This window comes from Pseudomonas sp. D2002 (genome assembly GCF_013385735.1).
In the GTDB taxonomy this organism is placed as follows: domain Bacteria; phylum Pseudomonadota; class Gammaproteobacteria; order Pseudomonadales; family Pseudomonadaceae; genus Aquipseudomonas.
This window is the reverse complement of sequence record NZ_JACAPL010000006.1, coordinates 424,928-451,613: the sequence shown is the minus strand read 5'-3', so window position 1 is coordinate 451,613 and position 26,686 is coordinate 424,928. Positions and strand designations below refer to the sequence as shown.

24 protein-coding genes are annotated in these 26,686 nt (G+C 61.3%); 8 read left to right on the top strand and 16 right to left on the bottom strand.

Translation table 11 applies throughout. The annotated features are described in order from the left end of the window. The first annotated feature begins 61 nt into the window (after nt 1-61). Nucleotides 62-1,126 (top strand): tRNA epoxyqueuosine(34) reductase QueG, encoded by a 1,065-nt coding sequence (queG, locus tag HX783_RS14945; protein ID WP_177017363.1) that lies wholly within the window; start codon nt 62-64, stop codon nt 1,124-1,126. Here queG and HX783_RS14940 read toward each other — a convergent pair. Together HX783_RS14940 and orn are read right to left on the bottom strand one after the other, a co-directional pair. Then, nucleotides 1,123-1,740: a trimeric intracellular cation channel family protein gene (locus HX783_RS14940; RefSeq protein ID WP_174245660.1), complete on the bottom strand. Its 618-nt coding sequence runs from the start codon at nt 1,738-1,740 to the stop codon at nt 1,123-1,125. The genes queG and HX783_RS14940 overlap by 4 nt on opposite strands. A gap of 191 nt (nt 1,741-1,931) precedes the next feature. Continuing rightward, nucleotides 1,932-2,474: an oligoribonuclease gene (orn, locus tag HX783_RS14935; RefSeq protein WP_177017362.1), complete on the bottom strand. Its 543-nt coding sequence runs from the start codon at nt 2,472-2,474 to the stop codon at nt 1,932-1,934. 108 nt (nt 2,475-2,582) lie between these two features. Here orn and rsgA point away from each other — a divergent pair, with 108 nt between their 5' ends. Beyond that, nucleotides 2,583-3,614, top strand: coding sequence for a small ribosomal subunit biogenesis GTPase RsgA (gene rsgA, locus HX783_RS14930; RefSeq protein ID WP_003171340.1), 1,032 nt, complete (start codon nt 2,583-2,585; stop codon nt 3,612-3,614). A gap of 286 nt (nt 3,615-3,900) precedes the next feature. Continuing rightward, the gene (locus HX783_RS14925; RefSeq protein WP_177017361.1) at nt 3,901-4,296 is read left to right on the top strand and encodes a type II toxin-antitoxin system PemK/MazF family toxin; all 396 of its coding nucleotides are present in this window, start codon (nt 3,901-3,903) and stop codon (nt 4,294-4,296) included. Nucleotides 4,297-4,355: 59 nt separating this feature from the next. Here the strand turns inward: HX783_RS14925 and motB are convergent, their stop codons facing one another. Together motB and motA are read right to left on the bottom strand one after the other, a co-directional pair. Continuing rightward, nucleotides 4,356-5,378, bottom strand: coding sequence for a flagellar motor protein MotB (gene motB / locus HX783_RS14920; RefSeq protein WP_177017360.1), 1,023 nt, complete (start codon nt 5,376-5,378; stop codon nt 4,356-4,358). Nucleotides 5,379-5,381: 3 nt separating this feature from the next. After that, nucleotides 5,382-6,233: a flagellar motor stator protein MotA gene (gene motA, locus HX783_RS14915; RefSeq protein ID WP_017138472.1), complete on the bottom strand. Its 852-nt coding sequence runs from the start codon at nt 6,231-6,233 to the stop codon at nt 5,382-5,384. Nucleotides 6,234-6,399: 166 nt separating this feature from the next. Between motA and HX783_RS14910 the strand changes: the two genes are divergently transcribed. From HX783_RS14910 to asd, 3 genes are read left to right on the top strand one after another with little or no spacing between them, the layout of a single operon-like run. Then, a complete protein-coding gene (locus tag HX783_RS14910) occupies nt 6,400-7,935 on the top strand; it encodes an HDOD domain-containing protein (RefSeq protein ID WP_159953872.1) in 1,536 nt (511 codons plus the stop codon). Between the two features lie 57 nt (nt 7,936-7,992). Further along, a complete protein-coding gene (gene rhdA, locus HX783_RS14905) occupies nt 7,993-8,808 on the top strand; it encodes a thiosulfate sulfurtransferase (RefSeq protein ID WP_159953871.1) in 816 nt (271 codons plus the stop codon). A 17-nt stretch (nt 8,809-8,825) separates the two neighbouring features. Next, entirely contained in the window at nt 8,826-9,686 is an 861-nt protein-coding gene (asd, locus tag HX783_RS14900) for an archaetidylserine decarboxylase (RefSeq protein ID WP_159953870.1), read from the top strand. A 142-nt stretch (nt 9,687-9,828) separates the two neighbouring features. Here the strand turns inward: asd and serB are convergent, their stop codons facing one another. Next, nucleotides 9,829-11,043 (bottom strand): phosphoserine phosphatase SerB, encoded by a 1,215-nt coding sequence (gene serB, locus HX783_RS14895; protein ID WP_017138476.1) that lies wholly within the window; start codon nt 11,041-11,043, stop codon nt 9,829-9,831. A 134-nt stretch (nt 11,044-11,177) separates the two neighbouring features. On the opposite strand from serB, the gene HX783_RS14890 reads away from it, so the two are divergent. After that, nucleotides 11,178-12,713 (top strand): AhpA/YtjB family protein, encoded by a 1,536-nt coding sequence (locus tag HX783_RS14890; RefSeq protein ID WP_177017359.1) that lies wholly within the window; start codon nt 11,178-11,180, stop codon nt 12,711-12,713. Between the two features lie 368 nt (nt 12,714-13,081). Here HX783_RS14890 and HX783_RS14885 read toward each other — a convergent pair whose 3' ends face one another. The 9 genes from HX783_RS14885 to HX783_RS14845 form a co-directional block, all read right to left on the bottom strand. Next, nucleotides 13,082-13,789 carry a membrane integrity-associated transporter subunit PqiC gene (locus HX783_RS14885; protein ID WP_174245585.1) on the bottom strand — a complete coding sequence of 236 codons (708 nt, stop codon included), beginning with the start codon at nt 13,787-13,789 and terminating at the stop codon, nt 13,082-13,084. Between the two features lie 176 nt (nt 13,790-13,965). Next, the gene (parC, locus tag HX783_RS14880) at nt 13,966-16,230 is read right to left on the bottom strand and encodes a DNA topoisomerase IV subunit A (RefSeq protein WP_177017358.1); all 2,265 of its coding nucleotides are present in this window, start codon (nt 16,228-16,230) and stop codon (nt 13,966-13,968) included. A 10-nt stretch (nt 16,231-16,240) separates the two neighbouring features. Then, nucleotides 16,241-16,762: a TIGR02281 family clan AA aspartic protease gene (locus HX783_RS14875; RefSeq protein WP_177017357.1), complete on the bottom strand. Its 522-nt coding sequence runs from the start codon at nt 16,760-16,762 to the stop codon at nt 16,241-16,243. Next, nucleotides 16,759-17,754, bottom strand: a complete 996-nt coding sequence (locus tag HX783_RS14870) for an esterase-like activity of phytase family protein (protein ID WP_177017356.1) — start codon at nt 17,752-17,754, stop codon at nt 16,759-16,761. Before HX783_RS14870 ends, HX783_RS14875 begins: the two co-directional genes overlap by 4 nt. Continuing rightward, the gene (gene parE, locus HX783_RS14865; RefSeq protein WP_099548087.1) at nt 17,754-19,658 is read right to left on the bottom strand and encodes a DNA topoisomerase IV subunit B; all 1,905 of its coding nucleotides are present in this window, start codon (nt 19,656-19,658) and stop codon (nt 17,754-17,756) included. Before parE ends, HX783_RS14870 begins: the two co-directional genes overlap by 1 nt. A gap of 45 nt (nt 19,659-19,703) precedes the next feature. Continuing rightward, a complete protein-coding gene (locus tag HX783_RS14860; RefSeq protein WP_159953863.1) occupies nt 19,704-20,312 on the bottom strand; it encodes a YqiA/YcfP family alpha/beta fold hydrolase in 609 nt (202 codons plus the stop codon). A gap of 125 nt (nt 20,313-20,437) precedes the next feature. Continuing rightward, nucleotides 20,438-21,253, bottom strand: coding sequence for a 3',5'-cyclic-AMP phosphodiesterase (cpdA, locus tag HX783_RS14855; RefSeq protein ID WP_177017355.1), 816 nt, complete (start codon nt 21,251-21,253; stop codon nt 20,438-20,440). Nucleotides 21,254-21,339: 86 nt separating this feature from the next. After that, nucleotides 21,340-21,789 (bottom strand): DUF1249 domain-containing protein, encoded by a 450-nt coding sequence (locus tag HX783_RS14850; protein ID WP_017138485.1) that lies wholly within the window; start codon nt 21,787-21,789, stop codon nt 21,340-21,342. Then, nucleotides 21,780-22,397 carry an NUDIX domain-containing protein gene (locus tag HX783_RS14845; RefSeq protein ID WP_159953861.1) on the bottom strand — a complete coding sequence of 206 codons (618 nt, stop codon included), beginning with the start codon at nt 22,395-22,397 and terminating at the stop codon, nt 21,780-21,782. The genes HX783_RS14850 and HX783_RS14845 overlap by 10 nt, the downstream gene beginning before the upstream one ends. Before the next feature lie 193 nt (nt 22,398-22,590). Between HX783_RS14845 and HX783_RS14840 the strand changes: the two genes are divergently transcribed. Then, complete coding sequence (locus HX783_RS14840) at nt 22,591-23,337, top strand: RsiV family protein (RefSeq protein WP_159953860.1); 747 nt, start codon at nt 22,591-22,593, stop codon at nt 23,335-23,337. Here HX783_RS14840 and cytX read toward each other — a convergent pair. Together cytX and thiC are read right to left on the bottom strand one after the other, a co-directional pair. After that, nucleotides 23,306-24,595, bottom strand: a complete 1,290-nt coding sequence (cytX, locus tag HX783_RS14835; protein WP_177017354.1) for a putative hydroxymethylpyrimidine transporter CytX — start codon at nt 24,593-24,595, stop codon at nt 23,306-23,308. The genes HX783_RS14840 and cytX overlap by 32 nt on opposite strands. A gap of 135 nt (nt 24,596-24,730) precedes the next feature. Continuing rightward, nucleotides 24,731-26,635 (bottom strand): phosphomethylpyrimidine synthase ThiC, encoded by a 1,905-nt coding sequence (thiC, locus tag HX783_RS14830; RefSeq protein WP_256347169.1) that lies wholly within the window; start codon nt 26,633-26,635, stop codon nt 24,731-24,733. Nucleotides 26,636-26,686 lie beyond the last annotated feature (51 nt).

The following is a 26,686-nucleotide window of genomic DNA, read 5'->3' as shown; positions in this document are numbered from 1 at the left end:
GTCTTCAAGCTCCGATGTCTGGCAGAATTATACCTATCTAACCTGCGGTTTCCCTTGTCTCATGCCTGCCATCACCACCGATCTGCCCGCCCTCGCCCAATCGATCAAAGACTGGGGCCGCGAGCTGGGCTTTCAACAAGTCGGCATCAGCGGCCTGGACCTGGCCGAGCATGAGCAGCATCTGCAACGCTGGCTCGACGCGGGCTACCACGGCGAGATGGATTACATGGCCGCCCATGGCAGCAAACGCTCGCACCCCGACGAACTGGTGCCGGGCACGCTGCGTGTGGTGTCGCTGCGCATGGACTATCTGCCTGGCGACACCCAAATGGCGCAATTGCTGGCCAAGCCAGAAAAAGCCTACATATCCCGTTACGCCCTCGGCCGCGACTACCACAAGCTGATCCGCAAACGCGTGCAGCAACTGGCCGACCGCATTCAGGCGCAGATCGGCCCGTTTGGCTTTCGCGCCTTTGTCGACAGCGCGCCGGTGCTGGAAAAAGCCATCGCCGAGCAGGCCGGTCTCGGCTGGATCGGCAAAAACACCCTGGTGCTCAATCGCAAGGCCGGCAGCTACTTCTTCTTGAGCGAGCTGTTTGTCGATTTGCCCTTGCCGGTTGACGCCCCGCACAGCACCGAGCACTGCGGCCGCTGCACCGCGTGTTTGGACATTTGCCCCACCAATGCCTTCGTCGGCCCCTATGTACTGGACGCGCGACGCTGCATTTCCTACCTCACCATCGAACTCAAGAGCGCCATCCCAGAAGACTTGCGCCCGCTGATCGGCAATCGCGTGTTCGGTTGCGATGACTGTCAGATCGTTTGCCCGTGGAATCGTTTCGCCCGCGCCACCGCTGAGGGCGATTTCAAGCCACGGCATAATCTGGATAACGCCGAGCTGGCCGAACTGTTTATGTGGGACGAGGATAAATTCCTCAGCAGCACCGAAGGCTCGCCCCTACGCCGCGCCGGTTATGAGCGCTGGCTGCGCAACTTGGCGGTCGGGCTGGGCAATGCGCCGTCGAGCATTCCGGTGCTGGAAGCCTTGAAGGCGCGCCGGGATTACCCCTCGGAACTGGTGCGCGAACACGTGGAGTGGGCGCTCAACAGGCACGCTACGCGTTAGTGCACGTCGTCGTTGTAGACGAACTTGGGCATTTCCCAGTGAAAACGAATCGCCAGCAGACGCAGTAGAAAGCCACTGAACAACGTCAGCAGAATCGCTTGCTCGCTCGGCAGCGCAAGGTAAAGGCATAGCATGTAGAACCACGCGGCCAGGAACGACACGCTGGCATACAGCTCACGGCGGAAGATCAGCGGGATGTCGTTGCAGAAAATATCTCGCAGGATGCCGCCGAACACCCCGGTGATCACGCCGCTGACCGACGCCACCAACATGCCGTGGCCCATTTCCAGGGCGGTCATGCAGCCGATCAAGGTGAACGCCACCAAGCCGACGGCATCCAGCGCCAGGAACAGCGAGCGCAGGTGGCGCATCAACGGCGCGATAAAGATCGTCACCAATGCCGCGATGGAGGTCAGCACCAGGTATTCCGGGTGCTTGACCCACGTCAGCGGGTAATGCCCCAACAGCACATCGCGCACCGAACCACCGCCCAGGGCGGTGACGCAGGCGATCAGCACCACGCCAAACCAGTCCATGCCGCGCCGCCCGGCGGACAGGGCGCCGGTCATGGCTTCGGCGGTGATGGCGATGAGGTAGAGCATCAACAGCATGATGGCGATCCTTGCAAAGAGGCGCGCAGTCTAATCATTTGGTGATGGCACCAAAAGGGGGCGTTTGGCGAAAGACCGAGGCGCGCCCTTCGCGAGCAAGCCCGCTCCCACATTCGACTGCATTCCAAAGGTGGAAATCGGTTAAATGTGGGAGCGGGCTTGCTCGCGAAGGCGTCGGCTCAGGCACTACATCTTCAAGCCTTGATGAAATGCTTGCGGTAATGCTGCAACTCAGCAATCGACTCGCGAATATCATCCAGCGCCAAATGGGTGCTGCCCTTATGGAAGCTGTCTTTAACTTCCGGCGCCCAACGTGCAGCCAGCTCTTTCAAAGTGGACACATCCAGGTTTCGATAGTGGAAGTAGCTTTCCAGCCCCTTCATGTGCGTATAAAGGAAGCGGCGATCCTGGCAAATGCTGTTGCCACAGATCGGCGACTTGCCCTTGGGCACCCACTTTTCCAGGAAGGCGATGGTTTCAGCTTCGGCGTCAGCCATGCTGATGCGGCTGTCGCGCACGCGCTGGGTCAGGCCGGAGTTGCCGTGGGTGCGGGTGTTCCACTCGTCCATGGTGGCGAGAACGGCGTCGCTGTGGTGAATGGCGATCACCGGACCTTCGGCCAAGGTGTTGAGGTTGCTGTCGGTGACAATCGTCGCCATCTCGATGATGACGTCGGTGTCGGGGTTCAGACCGGTCATTTCCAGATCGATCCAAATCAGGTTCTGTGGGTTTTGCATGGCTTGATTCTCTTGGCACCTTGGCTTAGCTGCGCAGTTTAGCAGGCGGGGCCGTGCTAGACTCGCGACCGTTTTACCCAACCTTTGCATTATCGATACGGAACACCAATGGCCAAACGCCAGCTCAACCGTCGCCAAAACTGGCGCATCGAAAAGATTCAAGGTGAACGCGCCGCTCGCGCCGCCAAACGTGAATCCTCCGCCGTGGAAGCGCTCGAGGGCGGCGACCTGGGCCCCGAACAAACGGGCCTGGTGATCGCGCACTTTGGTGTGCAGGTCGAAGTCGAGGCGCTCGAAGGCGAACTCGCAGGCTCTGTTTCCCGTTGCCACTTGCGCGCCAACCTGCCTGCGCTGGTCACCGGCGACAAGGTGGTGTGGCGTGCCGGCAACCAGGGCATCGGCGTGATCGTCGCCCAGTTGCCGCGTACCACCGAATTGCGCCGCCCCGACAGCCGCGGCCAGCTCAAGCCGGTGGCGGCCAACGTCGACATGATCGTGATCGTGTTCGCACCGCTGCCAGAGCCACATGCCAACCTGATCGACCGCTACCTGGTCGCAGCCGAACATGCGGGCATTCGCCCACTGTTGCTGCTGAACAAATTCGACCTGATCGACGAGCAGAACGCCCCGGCGCTCAACGCGCTGCTGGCGGTCTACCGCACGCTGGGCTACCCGGTGCTGGAAGTTTCAGCGCACCACGGCAACGGCATGGAACAGCTGCAACAGCAGTTGGACGGGCGCATCAGTGTGTTCGTCGGCCAGTCGGGCGTCGGCAAGTCGTCGCTGGTCAACAGCCTGCTGCCGGAAGTCGACACCCGCGTCGGCCCGCTGTCGGAGCTGTCCGGTCAGGGCACCCACACCACCACCACCGCGCGGCTGTTCCACTTCCCCGGCGGCGGTGAGTTGATCGACTCCCCAGGCATCCGTGAATTCGGCCTCGGCCACGTCAGCCGCAGTGACGTGGAAGCGGGCTTCATCGAGTTCAACGACCTGATCGGCACCTGCCGCTTCCGCGACTGCAAACACGACCGCGAGCCGGGCTGTGCGTTGCTCAAGGCCCTGGAAGACGGCCGCGTGCAGCAGCAGCGGATGAACAGCTACCGGTCGATTATTGCGAGCTTGCCGGAGAGCAGTTATTAACGATCCATTTCTTGATACACATAAACTAGGGCGCTGTAGGCCCTAGTCCATTGATTTAATAGGAGCAGGCATCAAGAATCCGGACCAACTGGGTGGCTCATACGCACAAGCCAGCTTGTATTCGGATTTCCCGATGCCCATAATTGCTCCGTCACCGGCGAAAGCTGGCAGGAGTCTGGATCCTTTTCGGGGTTGATCCAGCGGCGCAGAAGGGGCGAAGCAAGCTCCACTGCGTGTCGAATGAAGCCGCCTTCGGGCGGCTTTGCTTTTTGTGGGGAATTAACACTTGGCTCTCTACTATCACCCCAAACAAGGCGATGTGCTGCTCTGCGACTTCACCCGAGGCTTTGTGGCTCCGGAAATGCTGAAGATTCGCAAAGTCGTCGTGATATCTCCCACCGCAACCCACAACCGCAAGCTCTGTACAGTGGTGCCGATCTCCTCTACCGCGCCAGATATCCAACACGACTGGCACCATTTGTTGCGCACCAACCCCCTTCAATCAGACGGCTATAAACAGCTCTGGGTGAAGTGCGACATGATTTATACCGTGAGCTTCGAACGCCTCGACAAACTCCACAGAAAGACACGTGCCAAAGGCCGAGAGTATTTCGTGCCGCGCCTGTGCATCGATGACATGCGAGGTGTGATCAGTGGTGTCAAAGCCTACCTGCCACTCTGAGCAGAATTGAAAACGCCCCGACTATCGGGGCGTTTTTATGGATGTTGTGTAAAGACCCTTTACGACCCAGGCGCAGGCGCCGTCGGATCTTTCACCCCACCGTCATCAAACAGGTTCAGCTTCTGCCGCAGCTCATGCGCCGGCAGCGGTTCCTGCCCTGGCGGGATGGCGTTCGGGTCGGCCGGCACTTCGCCTGGCGCGCCTTCGCCTTGGGTCGGTGCCGTCGGCGCTGCGCCTTGATCGCCTTCAATCGCGCGCTGGGCCTTTTTGGTCAGCACGACGATATCGATACGACGGTTGATCGGGTTGAACGGATCCTTGGGATCAAACAACTGCGAGGACGCAAAACCCACCACGCGGGCCACTTGCGGGTCCGGATAGCTGCCCGCGACCAACGCACGGCGGGCAGCGTTGGCGCGGTTGGCGGAAAGCTCCCAGTTGCCGAAGTCGCCCTGGCCCGCATACGGCTTGGCGTCAGTGTGGCCGCTGATGCTGATCTTGTTCGGCACCGCCTTGATGGTGTCGGCCATGGCCAGCAGGATGTCCTCAAAGTACGGCTTCAAGCGCGCGCTGCCGGAATCGAACATCGGCCGGTTGGCGGCGTCGGTGATCTGGATGCGCAGGCCTTCCGGGGTGATTTCGAAGGAAATCTGGTCCTTGAATTTCAGCAGCTGCGGGTTCTCTTCAACCTTGGTCTGCAACTCCTGCAGCAACAGCTCCAGGCGCTCTTGCTCGACCTGCTCGGCCATGGCCTCGACGGTGTCGCGCTCAATCGGGATTTTTTCCTGCGGCGCTTCCGTCTTGACCTCGGGGTTGATGGTGCGCTCAGGCGCCAGCTGCGGCGAGCCGCCCAGGTCGATCACAAACGGGGTGCCGCTTTCCGAGAAGCCAATCGGGTCTTTGAAGTAACCGGCGATGGCGATCTTCTGTTCGGGCGTGGCGGTGGACATCAGCCACAGCACCAGGAAGAACGCCATCATCGCCGTCGCAAAGTCGGCGAAGGCGATTTTCCAGGCGCCGCCATGGTGCCCCGCAGCGAAGCGCTTGACGCGCTTGATGATTATCGGCTGGTTGTTTTCCATGACTTAGCGACCGCGAACCGCTTGTTCCAGCTCGGCAAAACTCGGGCGATGTTTCGGGTACAGCACCTTGCGCCCGAACTCCACCGCCAGCGACGGCGGCATGCCGGATGCCGAAGCCACCAGGCACGCCTTGATCGCTTCGTACAGGTTCACTTCTTCCTTGGCATCGTGGGCCAGGGAAGTCGCCAGCGGGCCGAAGAAACCGTAGGCGGCGAGAATACCGAAGAAGGTACCTACCAGTGCCGCACCTACGTGCATGCCGATGGCCTTCTGGTCGCCTTCGCCCAGGGACGCCATGGTCACCACGATACCGAGTACCGCCGCAACGATACCGAAACCTGGCATGCCGTCGGCAACGCCGGTCACGGCGTGGGATGGGTGTTCCAGCTCTTCTTTAAGGCTGAACAGCTCCATGTCGAACAAGCCTTCCAGCTCGTGCGGCGCCATGTTGCCGGAGGACATGATGCGCAGGTAATCACAGATGTAGGCGGTCATGCGCTCATCTTTGAGCACCGCTGGGTACTTGGCGAAAATCGGGCTGGCGGCGGCGTCTTCGATGTCGCCTTCGATGGCCATCATGCCTTCGCGGCGGCTCTTGTTGAGGATCTCGTAGATCAGCCCCAGCACTTCCAAATAGAAGGTGTGGGAGAAGCGCGAGCTGAACATGCCCAGCGACTTCTTGATCACGTGCATGGTCATGTAGCCGGGGTTGGCCTGCAAGAATGCGCCAAACGCGGCACCGCCGATAATCAGCACTTCGAAGGGCTGGATCAACGCGGCAATTTTACCGTGGGACAGGACGTACCCACCGAGCACACTTGCGATGACGACGATGATGCCGATAATTTTAGCCATAGGAGATTGGTACTTGCGCCGTCGGGTTCATGGACATATTGGGTGAAGCTGAAAACTCTTGTTCTACTTATCGGCAAAACTGCGCCAGACTATAGCCCGTTAAGGCGAAAAGCCAATTCGGCCCGTTCCGGGCGTGTTGAATGCAAGTGATGATCGCGCCCCAATCATGGCTAATGAAACGACAGTTCCAACGACAAAACCCACCACACTCGCCGCTTGGATCAAGCGCCTGGACGAGGTGCTGCTGCCCGTTCCCCAGGCCAGCCACGAGCGTGTGTGCAAAGCCATTCGCGATAGCCGCAGTTCATTGCGAGATATTGCCGAGCTGATGCAAAACAGCCCGGCGCTGGTGCTCAGCGTGATGCGTGAGGCCAACAGCCACACCCACGGCAGCATGGCCGAGCCGGCGGAAAACCTTGAAGTGGCGCTGAACCGCCTGGGCCTCAAACGCGCCGAAGAGTTGCTGGCGCGTCTGCCCTCGGTGCCGGAAAAAGACATCCCGGTGGCCCTGCGCCAATTGCTGCTGGTGAGCCAACACGCGTCCCAGCAAGCCAACGGTTTGTTCGCCAGCCGCCTGGCGCGGTTGTGGCAGGACATTCACTGGGGCAGCCTGCTGTTTCTGTCGCCACTGTGGCCGATGGCCGTCGCCTATCCCAAGCTCCTCGAAGAATGGGAATTGCGGGTAATCCATAAAGGCCAGCCGGCACGCAAGGTCGAGCAGGAATTGTTCGGTGTGCGCCTGTTGGACCTGTGCCTCGGCTTGACCGAAGCCTGGCACCTGCCGATCTGGGTCTCCCAGGGCTACAACCTGCTGCTGACCGAACAACGCCTGCTGGTAAAGGCGCTGCACATCGCCCGCGAAGACGACGCCTTGCGCCACCAGCAATTGCTCGACGCCGAACCCAACCTGCGCCGCTGGCTCAACCAACCAGCCAACACCGTGCTGCTGGCGAACGGCCTGGCGATGTCGGCCCAGGAATCCTGGACCTGCCCGCACACCGAGCGCTGGCAATACCTCACCGCGCTGTACCTGCAAGCGCCGCTGGGCGACGTGCAGCAGCAGGTTCACCAGCAAGCGGTGACCAGCGCGCGCAGCACCTTGATGCCGGACCTCTGGCACCCGGCGCTGTCGCTGATCTGGCCGTGGCATGTGCAGAAAATCCATCGCGGCCTGCTGCCGGCACCGCCGCCCACTGCCGAAGCGCTGGCCGTGTGGCGCAAGCGCTGCACCGAGCTGCTGGTGGAGCCGAGCCGTTTTGCCAACGCCATGCACCTGACTACGTGTGCCAAGGAAGCCTTGGTCGCCAGCGGCATGCAGCGGGTTTTGCTGTTTATGGCCGACCGTGCGCTGAGCACCTTGCGCGTGCATCAAGCCGATGGCTTGCCCAAGGACGCCGCCAACCTCAGCCTGGACGTGGTCAACAGCACGCTGTTGCAACGCCTGCTGGAGAAGTCTGCCCAGGTGCGCCTCACGCCGGACAATCACGCACAGTTCTCGGCATTGCTGCCGCCGATCCTGCGCCGCCTGTTCACCGGCGAACACCTGTTGCTACGCTCCTTGAGCTGCAACGGCAAGGTGGTGATGCTGATGGTCGCCGACCAGGGCGGCGGGCCGTTCTCGGAAACCACCGTGCAGGCGTTCGGCAAAACTGCTCAATGCATCGAGAAAGCCCTGCACAGCTTTACCAACCGCAGCGCTTGATGCTTGCGCTACAATCGCCCTCTTTTACCGCCAACATTTGTGCCCAGGAGACCTCACATGCCTGACTTCTCTGGCTTGCCGCTGGTGATCGAGTCCAGCGACCTGCTCGGTCAACTGGATGCCGAACACCTGATTCTGGTGGACCTCACCAGTGCCGCCCGCTACGCCGAAGGGCATATCCCCGGCGCGCATTTCGTTGACCCCAAGCGCACCCAACTGGGCCAGCCACCCGCGCCCGGTTTGCTGCCGAACAAGGCCGACCTGGAAAAACTCTTCGGTGAACTGGGCCACACCCCGGACGCGACCTACGTGGTCTACGACGACGAAGGCGGTGGCTGGGCCGGGCGCTTCATCTGGATGCTCGACGTGATCGGCCACCAGAAATACCACTACCTGGACGGCGGCCTGCTGGCATGGCTGGACGGTAACCACCCGCTGTCCACCGAGGTGCCCGCCCCGGTCGGCGGCCCGGTCAGCCTGACCTTGCACGACGGCCCCACCGCCACCCGCGAATACCTGCAAAGCCGCCTTGGCGCGGCCGATCTGGGCATCTGGGACGCACGCGGCCCGCTGGAGTATTCCGGCGAAAAAGTCCTGGCGGCCAAGGGCGGCCACATCCCCGGCGCCGTGAATTTCGAATGGACCGCCGGCATGGACAAGGCGCGCAACCTGCGCATCCGCCGCGACATGCCGCAGATCCTCGAAGACCTCGGGCTGACCAAAGACAAAGAAATCATCACCCACTGCCAGACTCACCACCGCTCTGGCTTCACCTACCTGGTGGCCAAGGCGCTCGGTTATCCGCGAGTCAAAGGTTATGCCGGTTCCTGGGGCGAATGGGGCAACCACCCCGACACCCCCGTTGAGATTTAAGGTTTAAAGGACAGTTAATGAAAAAGCAGTTGTTTATCCTCAGCCAGTATTTGCTGCCGCACCACTTGCTCTCGCGCTTGGCCGGCTGCATTGCCGAGTGCCGCGTGCGCTGGTTCAAGAACGCCTTCACGGCGTGGTTCGCCAAGCGCTACCAAGTGGACATGTCCCTGGCGCTGGTTGAAGACCTGACCGCCTACGAGCACTTCAACGCCTTCTTCACCCGCGCGCTGAAAGACGGCGCCCGCCCGCTGGATCAAACCCCAGGCGCGGTATTGAGCCCAGCCGACGGTGCCGTCAGCCAGTTGGGCCCGATTGAACATGGCCGGGTATTCCAGGCCAAGGGCCACAGCTTCAGCGTGCTGGAACTGCTGGGCGGTGACGCGGCAGTGGCTGCACCGTTTATGGGCGGCGACTTCGCCACCATCTACCTGTCGCCGAAGGACTACCACCGCGTGCACATGCCGCTGGCCGGGACGCTGCGCGAGATGGTGTATGTGCCGGGGCGGATTTTCTCGGTCAACCAGACCACCGCCGAAAATGTGCCGGAGCTGTTTGCACGTAACGAGCGTGTTGTCTGCCTGTTCGACACCGAACGCGGCCCGATGGCGGTGGTGTTGGTGGGTGCGATGATCGTCGCGTCGATTGAAACCGTGTGGGCCGGGCTGGTAACGCCGCCGAAACGCGAGCTGAAAACCTTCCGCTACGACGAAGCCGCACGCGCGCCGATTCACTTGGAGAAAGGTGCCGAACTGGGCCGCTTCAAGCTGGGTTCGACTGCGATCGTGCTGTTCGGGCCGGACCAGGTGAAGTGGGCTGAAGAACTGGTGGCGGGTACGCCGGTGCAGATGGGCCAGGGTATCGCCGCGCCTAAAGCCTGATTAAAGCCGATTGAAGATCAAAATGTGGGAGCGGGCTAGCTCGCGAAAGCGGTAGATCAGTCGATATCTCTGTTGACTGTTACACCGCATTCGCGAGCAAGCCCGCTCCCACATTGACCGTACTCTTTCAGTGATTACGGTGTTACAGCTGACCATCCCGGTCGCGAAAGCCCAGCAGATACAACACACCGTCCAACCCCAAGGTCGAAATCGCCTGCTTGGCCGACTGCTTGACCAACGGCTTGGCGCGGAACGCCACACCCAACCCGGCAATCGCCAGCATCGGCAAGTCATTGGCGCCGTCGCCGACCGCAATGGTCTGCTCCAGACGCAAGCCTTCCTTGTGGGCCAATTCCTTCAGCAGATCCGCCTTGCGCTGTGCGTCGACAATCGGCTCAACCGCCACGCCGGTCACCTTGCCATCCACCACTTCCAGCTCGTTGGCGAACACATAGTCGATGCCCAGCTTGGCCTGCAATTGCTTGGCGAAGTAGGTGAAGCCACCTGACAGGATTGCGGTTTTGTAGCCCAGGCGCTTGAGTTCGGCGAATAAGGTTTCGGCGCCTTCGGTCAGGCGCAGCGACGCACCGATCGAGTCCAGCACGCTCACATCCAGGCCTTTGAGCAACGCCAGGCGCTCCTTGAAGCTCGCACGAAAATCCAGCTCACCGGCCATGGCGCGCTCGGTGATTTCGGACACCTGCTCGCCCACACCGGCAGCCTTGGCCAACTCGTCGATGACTTCGGCTTCGATCAGCGTGGAGTCCATGTCGAATACCGCCAGGCGGCGGTTGCGACGGAACAGCGAGTCTTCCTGGAAGGCGATGTCGACATTCAGCTCCTGGGCCACGCTGAGGAATTCAGCGCGCAGGGCTTGCGGATCAGCCGGCTCGCCGCGCACCGAGAACTCAATGCAGCCCTTGCCCTTGTCGGCTGGCGTGTCCAATGGCATGCGACCCGACAAACGGTCGATGTGGTCGATATTCAAACCGTATTGCGCAGTGATCGAACTCACGCGCTGCAATTGTTCGGCGGTAACTTTGCGGGTCAGCAGCGTGACGATGTGGCGTTTTTTGCCCTGGCCTTCCACCCAATGCTGGTAATCGGCTTCGGACACCGGCGTGAAACGCACCTGTTGATCGAGCTTATACGCCGTAAACAGGATGTCCTTGAGCACCGACGAAGCCTGCTCGGTGCTCGGGATTTCCACCAGGATGCCGAACGACAGGGTGTCGTGGATCACGGCTTGGCCGATGTCGAGAATATTCACACCACCCTGGGCCAGAACACCGGTAATGGCTGCGGTGAGACCCGGGCGGTCTTCGCCAGTGATGTTGATCAGGACAATTTCGCGCAAAGCGCACCCCCAGGCTGGAAAAAAACCGCATTCTACCCACTTTCAGTGACCATCGGGCACAGCCAGCGCTTTGCCGGTCCCAGGCCTGTCGCTATACTGCGCGTCAACTTCACGGACTAAAGAGCCGAGCTCAAGTGAACCGGCCTACGCCAGTAAAAACCGATAACTTCTTCCTGCTGATCTTCCGGGCACTGCGCCACCGCCGTGTACCGATCGCATTACGCATCGCCAGCCATAACGTGATCCTGGTCGCTCTGGCCTTGGTGATCTACGCCTGTGTGATGGGTTTGCAGTTCAAGCAGGCCATGCACGAGCAAGCCGACGCCCTGGGCGAGAGCTTGACCACTCAGACCGCTACCTCGGCGACTGAGCTGCTGGTGTCCAACGACATCCTCAGCCTCAACGTGCTGCTCAATAACCTGACCAAGAACCCGCTGGTGGCTCACGCCGCTATCTATAGCGTGGACAACCGGATCATGGCCGAAGCCGGGCAGCGCCCGAAAAACGGCCTGTTGGGTGAGGCCGAAGGCCTGTACCAGAGCAACATCACGTTTCAGGATGTGAAGGCCGGCCAACTGCGCATCAGCCTCGACATGCAGCAATTCCAGCAGCCGATGACCATCAGCTTGCAGAGCATGGGCATCCTCAGCGCGATCCTGCTGGCCTTGGCCCTGGCCCTGAGTTTGCGCCTGGGTCGGCATATCTCCACGCCGTTGATGCAACTGCGCATCTGGCTGCGCGATATCGACGAGCACACCCCGGCCACTGACCGCCAGGATGAGATCGGCGACCTCGCCCGCCAACTCCACGCCAGTTTCGCCCCGGAACCGGTAGTGCCCGAGGTTGAACCCGAGCCTGAGTACGACGACACCGACTACGACGCAGACGAACCCGAGTTTGAAGTGCGCGACTTGCGTGACCCGGGCTTTGACGAAAGCGCGCCGGTGGCGGGCCTCAAGCCTGCAACGCGCCAGGTCATCAAGGCCGAGGAAGATGAACTGGATGATGAAGATCCGTTCTCCGACTTGCGCGACACCTCGGCTGCCGCCCCGGCCGTTGCGCCAAAACCTGCACCGGTGAAGAACACCGAACCTCAGCACAGCGCCGTATTGGCCGTGCAACTGGGTGCCCAGGACCAATTGCGCCGCCTGCCGCGTGCGCGCTTGACCGAACTGCTGGAACGCTACCGTGACTGCCTGGACCAGGCTGCTTCGCTGTATCAGAGCGAGCTGCACACCCTGAACGATGGCAGCACGCTGATGTTGTTCCACAGCGAAGACAGCGGTGAAGACTACCTGACCAACGCGATCTGCTGCGGCGAGTTGTTGCGCGCCCTGGGCCATGCCCTGCAGATCGAAGTGGCCGACAGTGGCATCACCTTGCAGCTGCAGCTTGGTCTGACCGTGGGCGATGATCTGTTTGGCATGAGCCAGATTGACCTGCTGCTGACCGAGATCGCCCAGGATGCGCTGGCCTTGTCGCAACACAGCCGCAACCTGTTGCTGGTGGAGCGCAAGATCAGTGAAGACACCTTGATCCGCCAACGCGCGCGTATCCGCCCGATTGCCAGCCCTGAAGGCGCGAGCTGTGTGGAGCGGTTGATGGAGCCGTATCCGTCGATGCTGGAACGCCAGTTGGCGCGGATGCATGAGACCCGTACAAAACTCTAAAGACCACCCGCTGATCGTTCCCACGCTCTGCGTGGGAATGCCTCTTGGGACGCTCCGCGTCCGGAGGCCCAAGCCATGTGCAAGGGGTGACGCAGAGCGTCACTGGCTGCATTCCCACGCAGAGCGCGGGAACGATCAATGAGCAAGCGGGCGGTTGATGGAGCCGGACAAAGCTCTAAGACCATCCATTGATCGTTCCCACGCTCTGCGTGGGAATGCCTCTTGGGACGCTCCGCGTCCGGCCAGGCCCGAGCCATGTGCAAGGGGTGACGCAGAGCGTCACAGGCTGCATTCCCACGCAGAGCGTGGGAACGATCAACAAAAAGGCCCGCTGAGTAAGCGGGCCTTTTGTTTGTGCGCTATTCAGATCAGAACCTGAACACTTCCATATCCGTACGAATCGGCGTAGCCATCGGCATCTTCGGCTTTTCCGGGGCTGCCGGCTTGGCCTGCGCCGGCGCCTGCTTACGCGGTGCTTCGGCAACCGACGGCTGGTTAGCCAATGGCTTGAGCGCCACCGATAACTGCTGCGCCAGATGCTGCAACAACACGCCTTGGGCCTGGACCTGGGACGCGGTAGTGCCGGTGTGTTCTTCCTGCAGGTGCACGATGCGGTTATCGCGCACCTGGCCACGGCGGTCGATCAAGCGCCACTGCGCATCCAGGATCGCCGGCTGCGAAGCACCCGAGTCGAGTCGGGTAATGGTCAGCAACACCTGCACATCCGGCGTGAACCCGGCTGGCGCTGGCGCCAGCACCACGCGCTGGCTGTCCAAATGACCCGCCACCTGACGCAACATCAGTTGGTTGATATCGGACGACAAACTGCCCGCCCAACGGCCATCGGTGGAACCTTGCAAGCTGCCGTCGTTCTGACGTTGCAGCAGGGTTTCGCGTTGCAGGTAGTCAGCAACCACTACCGGGCCCAACAACACAGCCATGCCAGCGGTTTGGGCTGGCTGAGCCGGACTTCCGCTGTCCAGCTGGTACAGCGACACCGGCTGGTGTGTGCTGCAACCCGCCAGCCCCAAAAGGCCAGCGAGCATCAAAAATAGAGGAAGGCGTGGAGCAGTCATCATCCCATCCAGGTGGCTGCCACAAGGCGAACCACAATGTAATACTAAAAATAACCTAAACACGCTCGGCCACGCCGGCGCTGGAAAGGCCATATCATCCGTGAATATGCGCCATGACTCCAGCGCGAAAGCATCGATCTACGGGTTAAATCGTAGATCGAGAGCTCTAATACGCCTTAAACCGGCGTTTCAACCAACAAAGCGTCCACTCGCTGGAAGCCGCGCGGCAGTTTGTTACCGCGTCGGCCACGCTCACCCTTGTAGTGTTCCAGGTCGTCGGGGCGCAACGACAGCGTGCGTTTGCCGGCCTGGAGTACCAAGGTAGAGCCTTCCGGGATCACCGCGATGTCGGTCACGTACTCTTCGCGACTGGCCACTCGCTCCCCGGGAATCCCAATAATTTTGTTGCCCTTGCCCTTACCCAGCTGCGGCAAGTCACTGATCTTGAACACCAGCAAACGCCCTTCGGTGGTCACCGACGCCAGCCAGTTGCTCTCGCGGTCTTCCACCGTACGCGGCAGGATCACCTTGGCGTTGTTCGGCAAACTCAACAATGCCTTGCCCGCCTTGTTCTTGGCCTGCAGGTCTTCACCCTTGACCACGAAGCCGTAGCCCGCGTCAGAAGCGATCACATACAGCGAATCATCGTCCGGCAGCAGCACACATTCGAAATTCGCCCCCGGCGGCGGTGTGAGTCGACCGGTCAGCGGTTCGCCCTGGCCACGTGCTGAAGGCAAGGTATGCGCCGGCACCGAGTAACTGCGCCCGGTGGAATCGATAAACACCGCAAACTGGTTGGAACGCCCGGCAGCAGCGGTCTTGAAGCCATCACCGGCCTTGTACGACAGGCCGGTGGCGTCAATATCATGCCCCTTGGCGGAACGAACCCAACCCTTTTCCGACAGAACGACGGTAATTTTCTCGTTAGGCAACAGCTCGGTTTCTGTCAGCGCTTTCGCTTCAGCACGCTCGACGATTGGCGACCGACGGTCATCACCATAGGTTTCGGCGTCTTTGATCAACTCAGTGCGCACCAGCTTCTTCAGCTTGGCTTCGCTGCCCAGCAGGGCTTGCAGCTTGGCTTGCTCCTTAAGCAGTGCGTCCTGCTCATCACGCAACTTCATCTCTTCCAGTCGCGCCAACTGACGCAAACGGGTGTCGAGGATGTAGTCGGCCTGGATCTCGCTCAGCTCGAAACGCGCGATCAGCTCGGCTTTCGGGTGCTCGGCGGTACGAATGATGTGGATCACTTCGTCCAGGTTGAGGTAGGCAATCAGCAAGCCGTCCAACAGGTGCAGGCGGCGCTCAACCTTGTCGAGGCGGAATTGCAGGCGGCGGCGCACGGTCTGTACGCGGAACTCCAGCCACTCCACCAGCAAGTTGCGCAGGTTTTTCAGCTGCGGCTTGCCGTCCAGGCCGATGATGTTGATGTTGACCCGGTAGCTCGACTCCAAGTCGGTGCTGGCAAACAGGTGCTGCATCAGCACTTCGTGGTCGACCCGGCTGTTGGTCGGGATGATCACGATGCGGCACGGGTTTTCGTGGTCGGACTCGTCACGCAGGTCGGCAACTTGCGGCAGTTTCGACGGTTTGGCCTGCATCAGTGCGGCGATCTGCTCGAGCACCTTGGCGCCGGACACCTGGTGCGGCAGCGCGGTGACAATAATGTCGCCGTCTTCGATGTGGTACACGGCGCGCATGCGCACCGAGCCTTTGCCGGTTTCGTACATCTTCAGCAGGTCGGCGCGCGGCGTGATGATTTCCGCTTCGGTCGGGTAATCCGGCCCCTGAATATGCTCGCAGAGCTGTTCGACCGTGGCCTTTGGCTCATCCAGCAAGCGCACGCAGGCAGCGGCGACTTCGCGCAGGTTATGCGGCGGCACGTCAGTGGCCATGCCGACCGCGATGCCAGTGGTGCCATTGAGCAGGATATTCGGCAAACGTGCCGGCAACACCAGCGGCTCGTCCAGCGTGCCGTCGAAGTTAGGGCCCCAGTTCGCGGTGCCCTGGCCCAACTCGCTGAGCAGCACTTCCGAGTAGCGCGACAGGCGCGCTTCGGTGTAGCGCATTGCGGCGAAGGACTTGGGATCATCCGGTGCACCCCAGTTACCCTGGCCGTCTACCAGCGTGTAGCGGTAGCTGAACGGCTGGGCCATCAGCACCATGGCTTCGTAGCACGCCGAGTCGCCGTGCGGGTGGAACTTGCCGAGCACGTCACCGACGGTACGCGCCGACTTCTTGTGCTTGGAATCTGCGTCCAGGCCCAACTCACTCATGGCGTAGATAATGCGCCGCTGTACAGGCTTCAGGCCGTCGCCGATATGCGGCAAGGCACGGTCCATGATCACGTACATGGAGTAGTTGAGGTAGGCATTTTCGGTGAAGTCAGCCAGCGACCGGCGTTCTACGCCATCTAAGCTGTCTGCGAGGATGTCACTCATGCGGGCCTCATCATTGTTTGGTCTGGCGCAGCAGCAATGTGCCGCTGCGCTGGGTAAATTCAAGTTGTTTCAATGCACTCATGCCCAGCAGCACCTGTTCCCCGTCCAAGCCCGGCGCGACTATCGCGCGCACGTCCTGCAGGACGATATCGCCCAGTTTCAGGCGGTCGAGGTGGGTGCGATAGCCCTGAACACGGCCGTTGGCGGTGCTCAAGGTCACCGGCAGGCCACGTTTAAGCCCGAGGTGGTCGGCCAATTCGGCCGGCACCGCCACATCGGTCGCCCCGGTATCGAGCATAAACACCACCGGCTGAGCGTTAATCTGGCCGCTGGCAACAAAATGCCCCTGGCCATTGCCCAGTAATTTCACTTCGATGTAACCCTCATGTTGCTCCGAGGTCACCACGGCATTGGGATTTTCCTGACGCGCCTCCCACTGCCCAAAAAACCGCGTAGCCAAAAACAGCCCGGCGCCCCACGCCACAAACATCAATACACGTCCGGCGCGCTTGCCAGGCGGTTGCCCGCTCATGGCTGGGCGCTCCAACCACCTGCAGGGGCGGCGAAACGATAGACCACAGGGCGTTTTTCACCATCGGCGCGCGGGCCGAAATTGTTGTCGATACCCAACCAGGCACCGTCGGCATCCACCACCAGGGCTTCGGCCAGGCCATACGGCTGAGCATAACGCCGGTTTGGCGCCAGGGTTTCATCGGCAAACGACCAGCACAGCTCGACTTTGGCCGTGGCCGCATCGCGCCGGCAAATCTGGAACGCATTGCGTTCCAGGGTAAACAGCTTGCCGTTGAACAGCACCAGGTCGGCGAAGTCCTTGGACACCGCCTTGGCATTGGTGAACTGCGCCGGCTGCACTTCCTGGCCGGCTTCGCTCAACAACACGCAAGGGCCGTCGCAATCCCAGACGCTTTGCCCACGCTTGATCGAGATCAGGCCACGCCGCTCACGCTCGGCCGCCAGCCAAATCTGATTGCCTTGCGGGTTAATCGCCAGGCCTTCAAACAACGCGTTGAAATGCAGCAACATGCCGCTGGCCCGGGCTTCACGCACCATGCTCGGGGCGATCTTCAACCACTGCACCGCGCCCTCCACCGGTACTTGCAGCACGGCCGCGTGGGCCTCGCTGACAATGTAACGGTTACCGGCTGCGTCACAGGTGATGCCTTCAAAATCCAGGTCGCCACCACGAATGAACGACGCGGCCTTGGTGCGTGAGCGCAAACCCCAGGGCAAACCGGACTCGGGCACCGGTGGCACGTCGATCTTTACCGTTTCGGCTTGCCAGGTCGGCGCACTGATATCCAGGCGATAGATTTGATCGTCATCGCGGTCTGAAACCGTCCACAAGTCCTTGCCACACAGCGCCAGGCCCGAGAGGTTGCCGCCGCGCATGCCGTCCACTGGGTGTTCGGAAACCAGCTTGAGTTCAGCCACGGGCGCGGCAGCCACTGAGGTCGCCGCCAACCCGCTTAACATCAGGATCGCCAGGGCGAAGCCTGTGCGCATCAGCCCAGAACCTCGGCCAGGTTGCCTTTGGATTCCAGCCAGGCTTTACGGTCCGGTGCACGCTTCTTAGCCAGCAGCATGTCCATCATTTCCGAAGTGCCGGCGAAGTCTTCCAGGGTCAGTTGCACCAGGCGCCGCGTGTTCGGGTCCATGGTGGTTTCGCGCAGCTGCGGCGGGTTCATTTCACCCAGGCCTTTGAATCGCGTGACCTGTGGCTTACCGCGTTTTTTCTCGGCGACCAGGCGGTCGAGGATGCCATCGCGCTCGGCTTCGTCCAGGGCGTAGAAAATCTCTTTGCCCAGGTCGATACGGTACAGCGGCGGCATGGCGACGTAGACGTGGCCGGCATCCACCAACGGGCGGAAGTGCTGGACGAACAGCGCGCACAGCAAGGTAGCGATGTGCAAACCGTCGGAGTCGGCGTCGGCGAGGATGCAGATTTTGCCGTAGCGCAGCTGGCTCATGTCCGCCGCGCCAGGGTCAACGCCGATGGCCACGGCGATGTTGTGCACCTCTTGGCTGGCGAGGACTTCGCTGCCATCGACTTCCCAGGTATTGAGGATCTTGCCGCGCAACGGCAGGATCGCCTGGAACTCCTTGTCCCGCGCTTGCTTGGCGGAACCACCGGCGGAGTCACCTTCCACCAGGAACAGCTCGGAACGCATTGGGTCTTGCCCGGCGCAATCGGCCAGCTTGCCTGGCAATGCCGGGCCTTGGGTGATGCGCTTGCGCTCGACCTTCTTGCTGGCTTTCAAACGACGGCCGGCGTTGTTGATCGCCAGTTCCGCCAGGGCCAGGCCCAGTTCCGGATGTTCGTTGAGCCACAGGCTGAACGCGTCCTTGACCACACCGGAAACAAACGCCGCCGCCTCACGGGACGAGAGGCGTTCTTTGGTCTGGCCGGAGAATTGCGGTTCCTGCATCTTCATCGACAGCACGAACGCGATGCGCTCCCACACGTCTTCCGGCGCCAGCTTCACGCCGCGCGGCAACAGGCTGCGGTATTCGCAGAATTCGCGCATGGCATCCAGCAAACCCTGGCGCAAACCGTTGACGTGGGTGCCGCCCTGGGCCGTGGGGATCAGGTTGACGTAGCTTTCCTGCACGCTGTCGCCACCTTCCGGCAACCACAGCAGCGCCCAGTCGACGGCTTCTTTATTACCGGCCAGGCTGCCGCAGAACGGCTCGTTGGGCAGGCGTTCGAAATCGCTGACGGAATCTTCCAGGTAGGAGCGCAGGCCGTCTTCGTAATGCCACTCGACCTTTTCGCCGGTGCCTTTGTCTTCAAAGCTGACGAGCAAGCCCGGGCACAACACGGCCTTGGCCTTAAGTACATGCTTGAGGCGGCTGATGGAGAATTTGGGGGAATCGAAGTATTTCGGGTCCGGCGCGAAATACACGCTGGTGCCGGTGTTGCGCTTGCCAACGGTGCCGACCACTTCCAGGTCGGTGGCCTTGTAGCCATCGGCGAAAGTCATCTGGTACTCGTTGCCGTCGCGCTTGACCTTGACCCGCACCAGGGTCGACAGGGCGTTGACCACGGAAATGCCCACACCGTGCAAGCCACCGGAGAACTGGTAGTTCTTGTTGGAGAACTTGCCCCCGGCGTGCAGCTTGGTGAGGATCAGCTCGACGCCCGACACACCCTCTTCCGGGTGGATGTCCACCGGCATGCCGCGACCATCGTCGGACACTTCCAGGGAATGGTCGGCGTGCAGGATGACCTGCACCGACTTGGCGTGCCCGGCCAAGGCTTCGTCGACGCTGTTGTCGATAACTTCCTGGGCAAGGTGGTTCGGCCGGCTGGTGTCGGTGTACATGCCGGGGCGTTTGCGCACCGGGTCGAGGCCCGAGAGGACTTCGATGGCGTCGGCGTTATAAGAGCTAGCGCTGGGAGTGGCCATGGGGTCTCGTCGTGAGTCGTTCGATTAAAAAGTGACCTGCGATTCTTACAGTGAAGAAAAATCGAAGGATTGATACTGATCTGCGCCAATGCCGGCAAAGCTCAACATGGCCGGCAATTGCTGGGCGAAACCTTGGTAACCGTGGTCGCCACCCGCCTGGATGCGCAAGGCACAAGCCCGGTAATACTGCTGGGCGAGGCGATAGTCCAGGGTTTCATCGCCGGTCTGCAACCACACCTGGTAACGCCCGGCGTCCTGCGGGGCCGGCACTTCCAGTTCGGCCAGGGCCGTGACGTGGTCGTGGGTCAATTCCCAGGTTTCATCGGTGTAGAGGTTCTTCTGGGTGCCCAGGTAACCGTCAAACATCCGATGAGGGCTGACCGCCGGGTTGACCAACAGCGCCTTGAGGCCATGGCGTTCGGCAAGATGGGTTGCATAGTAGCCGCCGAGTGAGCTTCCGACCAGCAGCGGCCGCCCCAGTTGCTCAATGGCCTCCTCCAATTGAGGAATCGCCTGACGGGGATGATGATGCAGGGCCGGCACGCGCAATTGGTCGGCCAGGCCGAGGCTGTCCATCACGGTGATCAACTGGCTGGCCTTGTTGGAGGCTGGCGCGCTGTTGAAGCCGTGGATATACAAGATCGAAGCAGACATGCCGGGCTCTCCGTGCTTCAGCCAAAGAGGCGCAGTTTACAGGGATCGGAGTGGTGTGTGAGGCCCCTATCGTCCAGTCAGAGCAGAACCCATGTCCCACATTTTTTGATCAGTGTTTGCAGGGTTTAGTAGCCGTTACTGCCGTAATCGACGGTAAACGCGAAACCTTCGACCCGCTCTACCCCGGTCTCCAACCGTCCGTCGGCATGCAGGCGCAGCCAGCGGTAACCCGGCGCTTGTTCGCTGACCTTGAAATCTTCACTGCCCGGCGCGAACTGGATGCACGTCGACGGCGACGCCAGCAGGCGTACGCCATTGCGCTCGCGGTCGATTTCCTGGTGCACATGGCCCCAAAGCACCGCCTTGACCTGCGGAAAGCGGTCGAGCACGGCAAACAAGGCGTCGGGGTTGCGCAGGCCGATGGGCTCCATCCACGCACAGCCGATAGGCACCGGATGGTGGTGAAAGCACACCAGATGGTGGCGGCTCGGCGCTTCGCTCAAGGCTTGAGCGAGCAATTGCAGCTGCTGGTCTTGCAAGTAACCCGGCACCGAACCGGGCACGGCAGAGTCGAGCAGGGTCACGCGCCAATTGCCGATGTCGACCACCGACTCAAGCAAATCACTGTGCTCGGCGGCGTGGGCCATGATCTGCGGCTCGTCGTGATTGCCGGGGATCCAGCGCGCCGGGGCGTCGATCTGCCGGGTCAGCTCGCGAAACTGTTGATAGGACTCAAGCGTGCCGTCCTGGGACAAATCCCCCGTGGCCAGCACCAAATCGATCTGCGGCTGCTGCTCGCGCACCAACGCGATCACCCGCTGCAGGCTCTCGCGGGTGTTCATGCCCAGCAGCGCGCCGTCGGCCTCGGCAAACAGGTGGCTGTCGGACAGCTGCACCAGCAGCGCCGACGCGTCAGGGTTCACAGTGGATACGCTCGGCAAGGCGCTCTCCCAAGGCAATCACAGGAATGGATGTGTGGCGTGATTATGCTAGGGCAGGACACAAAGAGGAAAGACGCAGTTCACATCTACCGCACGACTTCAAACTCATGGCCCAGGGCCAGGCAGTGGCTCAACCATTCACCGAGGAACACATTGAGCTGTGCTTTCTCATCGGGCTGGTGCATGAACACATTCGGGTAAGGATAGATGCTGCGAAAGCGTCGCGCATGTTCGGCGCTGATCACTTCGGCCATGCGCGCATCGTGATACACCTGCACTTCCAGCTGCGGCACCGGCAGCCATGGCAGGCTGTGTTCCTGGCGCACACGCAAGGTGGTGGTGTACGGGCAGTTGACGATGACCTCAAGGGTCAGCACGCCGAGCATCTGGTCGCCGTGGGTCACGGCAATGCGCCGTGCCTCGGGCGCGTGGCGCATGTCGGGAAGCAAGCGCATCAGCCGCGCATAGTTGGCCTCGCAGGCGGCTTGCAGCCCGATCAGGTCGACTCGATAACGTTCCCGTGCCTTTACTGCCATAACCCCCTCACTTCCGCGCGATTAAGCGCAAGCCATTGCAGGGCGATGATGCTGGCTGCGTTGGAAATTTTGCCGTCACGCACCGCTTGCAGGGCATCTTCGAACGCCCAGGTGGTGACGCGGATATCTTCTGCCTCTTCTTCCAGTCCATGGACGCCACCGGCCCCCGAGCTGTCGCAACGGCCAAGGTACAAGTGCACGAATTCAGTACTGCCACCGGGCGATGGAAAATATTTGGTGATCGGCCACAGCGCAGAGAACGTCAGCCCAGCTTCCTCCTCGGCTTCGCGGTGTGCAACCTCCTCCGGTTCTTCATCCTTGTCGATCAGGCCGGCGACCATTTCCACCAGCCACGGGTTATCGGTGCGGCCCATGGCGCCGACACGAAACTGCTCGATCAGCACCACTTCATCGCGCTGCGGGTCGTAAGGCAGCACGCACACGGCGTCATGACGCACGAAGACTTCACGGTTGATCACCCGGCTCATGCCACCATCGAATTTTTCGTGGCGCAGTTGCACGCGATCGAGCTTGTAGAAGCCCTTGTAGGCATTGTCGCGCTGAACAATTTCGATTTTGTTCGGCGTCGATTTGGCAATGTCCGTCATATTTTCCCTCGTTAAGGCCGTGCGATTCGCGCCATCCTAACGCGCCCATGCCGGTTGGTGCAGCCCCTTTGCAGTTGCCGGGATAGACGGCGGGCGTCAAACTCACTCTAATAAGCTTAGTGGCGAACTGACTGCCTTGTCGGTAGTCGAAGCTCCACTCTTTTCGCTTTCCATCGATTTCCGAAGGACACACATGTCGCTTTTAAAAATCGCCTCCGTGGCCTGTATCGCCTTGACCCTGGGTGCCTGCCAAAGCCTGTTCCAGCCCAGCTACCTGAAGCCGCTGGACGCCAAACCGGACGCCTCGGAACAGATAAAGCCCGGCTGTGACAGCCCGGATTGCCCGCTGGTGAACATCGACACCGTGCATTTCCCCAGCGAGCCGCAACTCGACACGATTGTGGAACAACGCCTGCTGCAAATGACCCGCACCACGCCCGGCGCCAGCGTGCCGCCGACGCTGAATGCCTACCGGGACAAGTTCCTGCGCGAGTCGCCAGACCGCAACAGCATGTACTTGCAGGCCAAGGTACGTGATCAGCATGACGGACTGGTGATCATTGAAGTGTCCAGCTACCTGGACACCGGTGCCGCCCACGGCGAGCCCGGCCGTGGTTTCATCAACTATTCACGCTTGCTGCACAAAGAGCTGAGCCTGACCGACATGTTGCTGCCGGGCCAGGAACAAGCGTTCTGGAACACCGCGAAAGTCGCCCACAACAGCTGGCTGATCAACTCGCAAATGGACCGTGACCCCGAGTTCGTGAAGAACTGGCCGTTCCAGAAAACCCCGAACGTGGCCCTGACAAGCGCCGGCGTGGTGCTCAAGTACAACGTGGCCACCATCGGCCCGTACGCATTGGGGCTGATCGAAATGACCATCCCCTATGCGCGCCTCACCGGCGTGCTCAAGCCTGAGCTGATGCCCGCGCGCCACTGACGGCCCGCCCCAGGATCAACTGCAACAGCCCTGCCAGCAGCAATGCCGGCAGGGTTGCGCCGACATCCGGATACAGGTTGGCGAGCAGGTGATACGTGGCGATGCCACCCAGCCAGGCCACCAGCGCCGGCCAATGCAAAGTGGCAACCGCGCCCTGGCCACGCCGGCGCAGGATGAAATGATCCACCAGCACCACGCCAAACAATGGCGCAAACACCGAGCCAATCAGCAACAGGAAGTTCTGGTACTGCGCCAGCGGTGCAAAGCAGGCGATCAAGGTGCAGATCACACCAATGGCCAAGGCCAGGTGCTCGACTTTCAAGCGCAGCAAGATCCCACTGGACACCGCCGCCGAGTGAATATCGGCAAAGGCGTTTTCCGACTCGTCCAGCAGGATCAGCAGTAGCGGAATGCCCAGGCCGGCACCGGCCAGCGCCAGCAACAGCGCATTCACTTCACCGCTTGGTGCGAACGCCAGGGTGTAGGCCACGCCCAGGCTCATCAGCCAGAAATTACCGATAAAGAAGCCCAGCGCCGTGCCGCCGAACACGCTTTTGGCACGCTTGCCGAACCGCGAGTAGTCGGCGATCAGCGGCAGCCACGACAACGGCATGGCGATGGCGATGTCGAAACCCACCGCAAACGGCATCGAGCCGTCGCCGGACTTGGCCCACAGCGCGGCGAGGTCAGCCTTGGCGAACAGGTTCCAGGTCAGCCACAGGCAGGCGGCGAGCAGCAGCCAGATGCCCCACTTGCGCAGGATTTGGCGCACGAACGTCAGCGGGCCGCTGACGGCGAGCAACGTTGCCAAACCACCGAAAAACACTGTCCACAGTAACGGGCTGGCCAACAAGCTGCCTTCGCTGAATGCTCGCGTGCCCAGCAGGCTGGCGGCGTCGCGCATCACGATGATTTCGAACGAGCCCCAGCCGATCAGCTGCAGCAGGTTCAGCAACGCCGGCAGGCTTGCGCCTTTGGCGCCGAGGCTGAGTTTGAGCGCGGCCATGGCGGACAGGCCGGTGTCGCTGCCGATCACGCCGACGGCGGCCAGCAGCAGCACGCCCACCAAAGTGCCGAGGAAAATCGCCAGCAACGAACCGGACAAACCCAGGCCCGGCGCAAGCAAGGCGCCGGTTTGCAGGACCATCAGGCCGATGCCGAGGGAGAACCACAGGGAAAACAGGTCGCGGGCGCCGAAGACGCGTTTGTCGGTGGGCACCGCTATATCAGGAGAGTAGGTACTCGGTTGAATGCTCAAGGGTGTTATCTCTGAGGGGCTGATCGTTCCCACGCTCTGCGTGGGAATGCCGCTTAGGACGCTCTGCGTCCGCCTGTGTGACGCAGAGCGTCACGGGATGCATTCCCACGCAGAGCGTGGGAACGATCATCGGGGTCAGACCTTTTTGTACAGCTGGCTGCCTTCCTGCTTGAACCGCTCCGCCTGCTCGGCCAAGCCCTTGGCCACGTCCACATCCACCGCTTCAATGCGCTGGTTGGCGGCGTACTCACGCACTTCCTGGGTGATTTTCATCGAGCAGAATTTCGGCCCGCACATCGAGCAGAAATGCGCGACCTTGGCCGAGTCTTTCGGCAAGGTTTCGTCGTGATAGGAACGCGCAGTGTCCGGGTCCAGGCCGAGGTTGAACTGGTCTTCCCAGCGGAACTCGAAGCGCGCCTTGCTCAAGGCGTTGTCGCGAATCTGCGCGCCGGGGTGCCCCTTTGCCAGGTCCGCTGCGTGGGCGGCGATCTTGTAGGTGATGATCCCGGTCTTCACGTCATCCTTGTTCGGCAAGCCCAGATGCTCCTTGGGCGTGACGTAGCAGAGCATGGCGCAACCGAACCAGCCGATCATCGCCGCGCCGATACCGGACGTGATGTGGTCGTAGCCCGGCGCAATGTCGGTGGTCAGTGGGCCGAGGGTGTAGAACGGCGCCTCGTCGCAGCACTCCAGTTGCTTGTCCATGTTCTCTTTGATCAGCTGCATCGGCACGTGGCCCGGGCCTTCGATCATGGTTTGCACGTCGTGCTTCCAGGCGATCTTGGTCAGCTCGCCGAGGGTTTCCAACTCACCGAATTGCGCGGCGTCGTTGGCGTCGGCAATCGAGCCCGGGCGCAAGCCGTCGCCGAGGGAGAAGCTGACGTCATAGGCCTTCATGATTTCGCAGATTTCGTCAAAATGCGTGTAGGTGAAGTTCTCTTTGTGGTGCGCCAGGCACCACTTGGCCATGATCGAGCCGCCACGGGAAACGATGCCGGTGACGCGCTTGGCGGTCAGCGGCACATAACGCAGCAACACGCCCGCGTGGATGGTGAAGTAGTCGACGCCCTGCTCGGCCTGTTCGATCAGCGTGTCGCGGAACAGCTCCCAGGTCAGGTCTTCGGCGGCGCCGCCAACTTTTTCCAGGGCCTGGTAGATCGGCACCGTACCAATCGGCACCGGCGAGTTGCGGATGATCCACTCGCGGGTTTCGTGGATGTGCTTGCCGGTGGACAAGTCCATCACCGTGTCCGAACCCCAGCGAATGCCCCAGGTGAGTTTCGCCACTTCTTCTTCGATGGACGAACCCAAGGCGCTGTTGCCGATGTTGCCGTTGATCTTCACCAGGAAGTTACGGCCGATGATCATCGGTTCGAGTTCGGTGTGGTTGATGTTGGCCGGGATGATCGCGCGGCCACGGGCGATTTCTTCGCGCACAAATTCCGGTGTGATGATTTTCGGCACGCTGGCGCCGAAGCTGTGGCCGGCGTGTTGCTGGTCAAGCAGGCCGCTGGCGCGGGCTTCTTCGAGCTTCATGTTTTCGCGGATGGCGACGTATTCCATCTCGGCGGTGATGATGCCTTTGCGCGCGTAGTGCATCTGCGTGACGTTGGCGCCAGCCTTGGCGCGGCGCGGGTTCTTCACGTGGGCAAAACGCAGCGCGGTGAGTTCGGAATCGCTGAGGCGCTGCTGGCCGAAGTGCGAACTCAGGCCGGACAGGCGCTCGGTGTCGCCGCGCGACTCGATCCACGGCGAGCGCACATCGCCCAGGCCTTTGCGCACGTCGATGATGACGTTTGGGTCGGTGTAAGGGCCGGAGGTGTCGTAGACCACCACGGGCGCGTTGATTTCACCGCCGAAATCGGTGGGGGTCACGTCCAGGCTGATTTCACGCATTGGCACGCGAATGTCCGGGCGAGTGCCGGGTACGTAGATTTTTTGCGAGCGGGTAAACGGCTGCACGGAACCGGAGTCGACCTTGGCCGATTCACTCAGGTGCACGGTGTTTTTCGGTTTTGTACTTTTTATTTCTGCGTTCATCACGGGCTCTCCAACTATCCAGGCGGTGGATTTTTGTCGGAGCGAACCTGT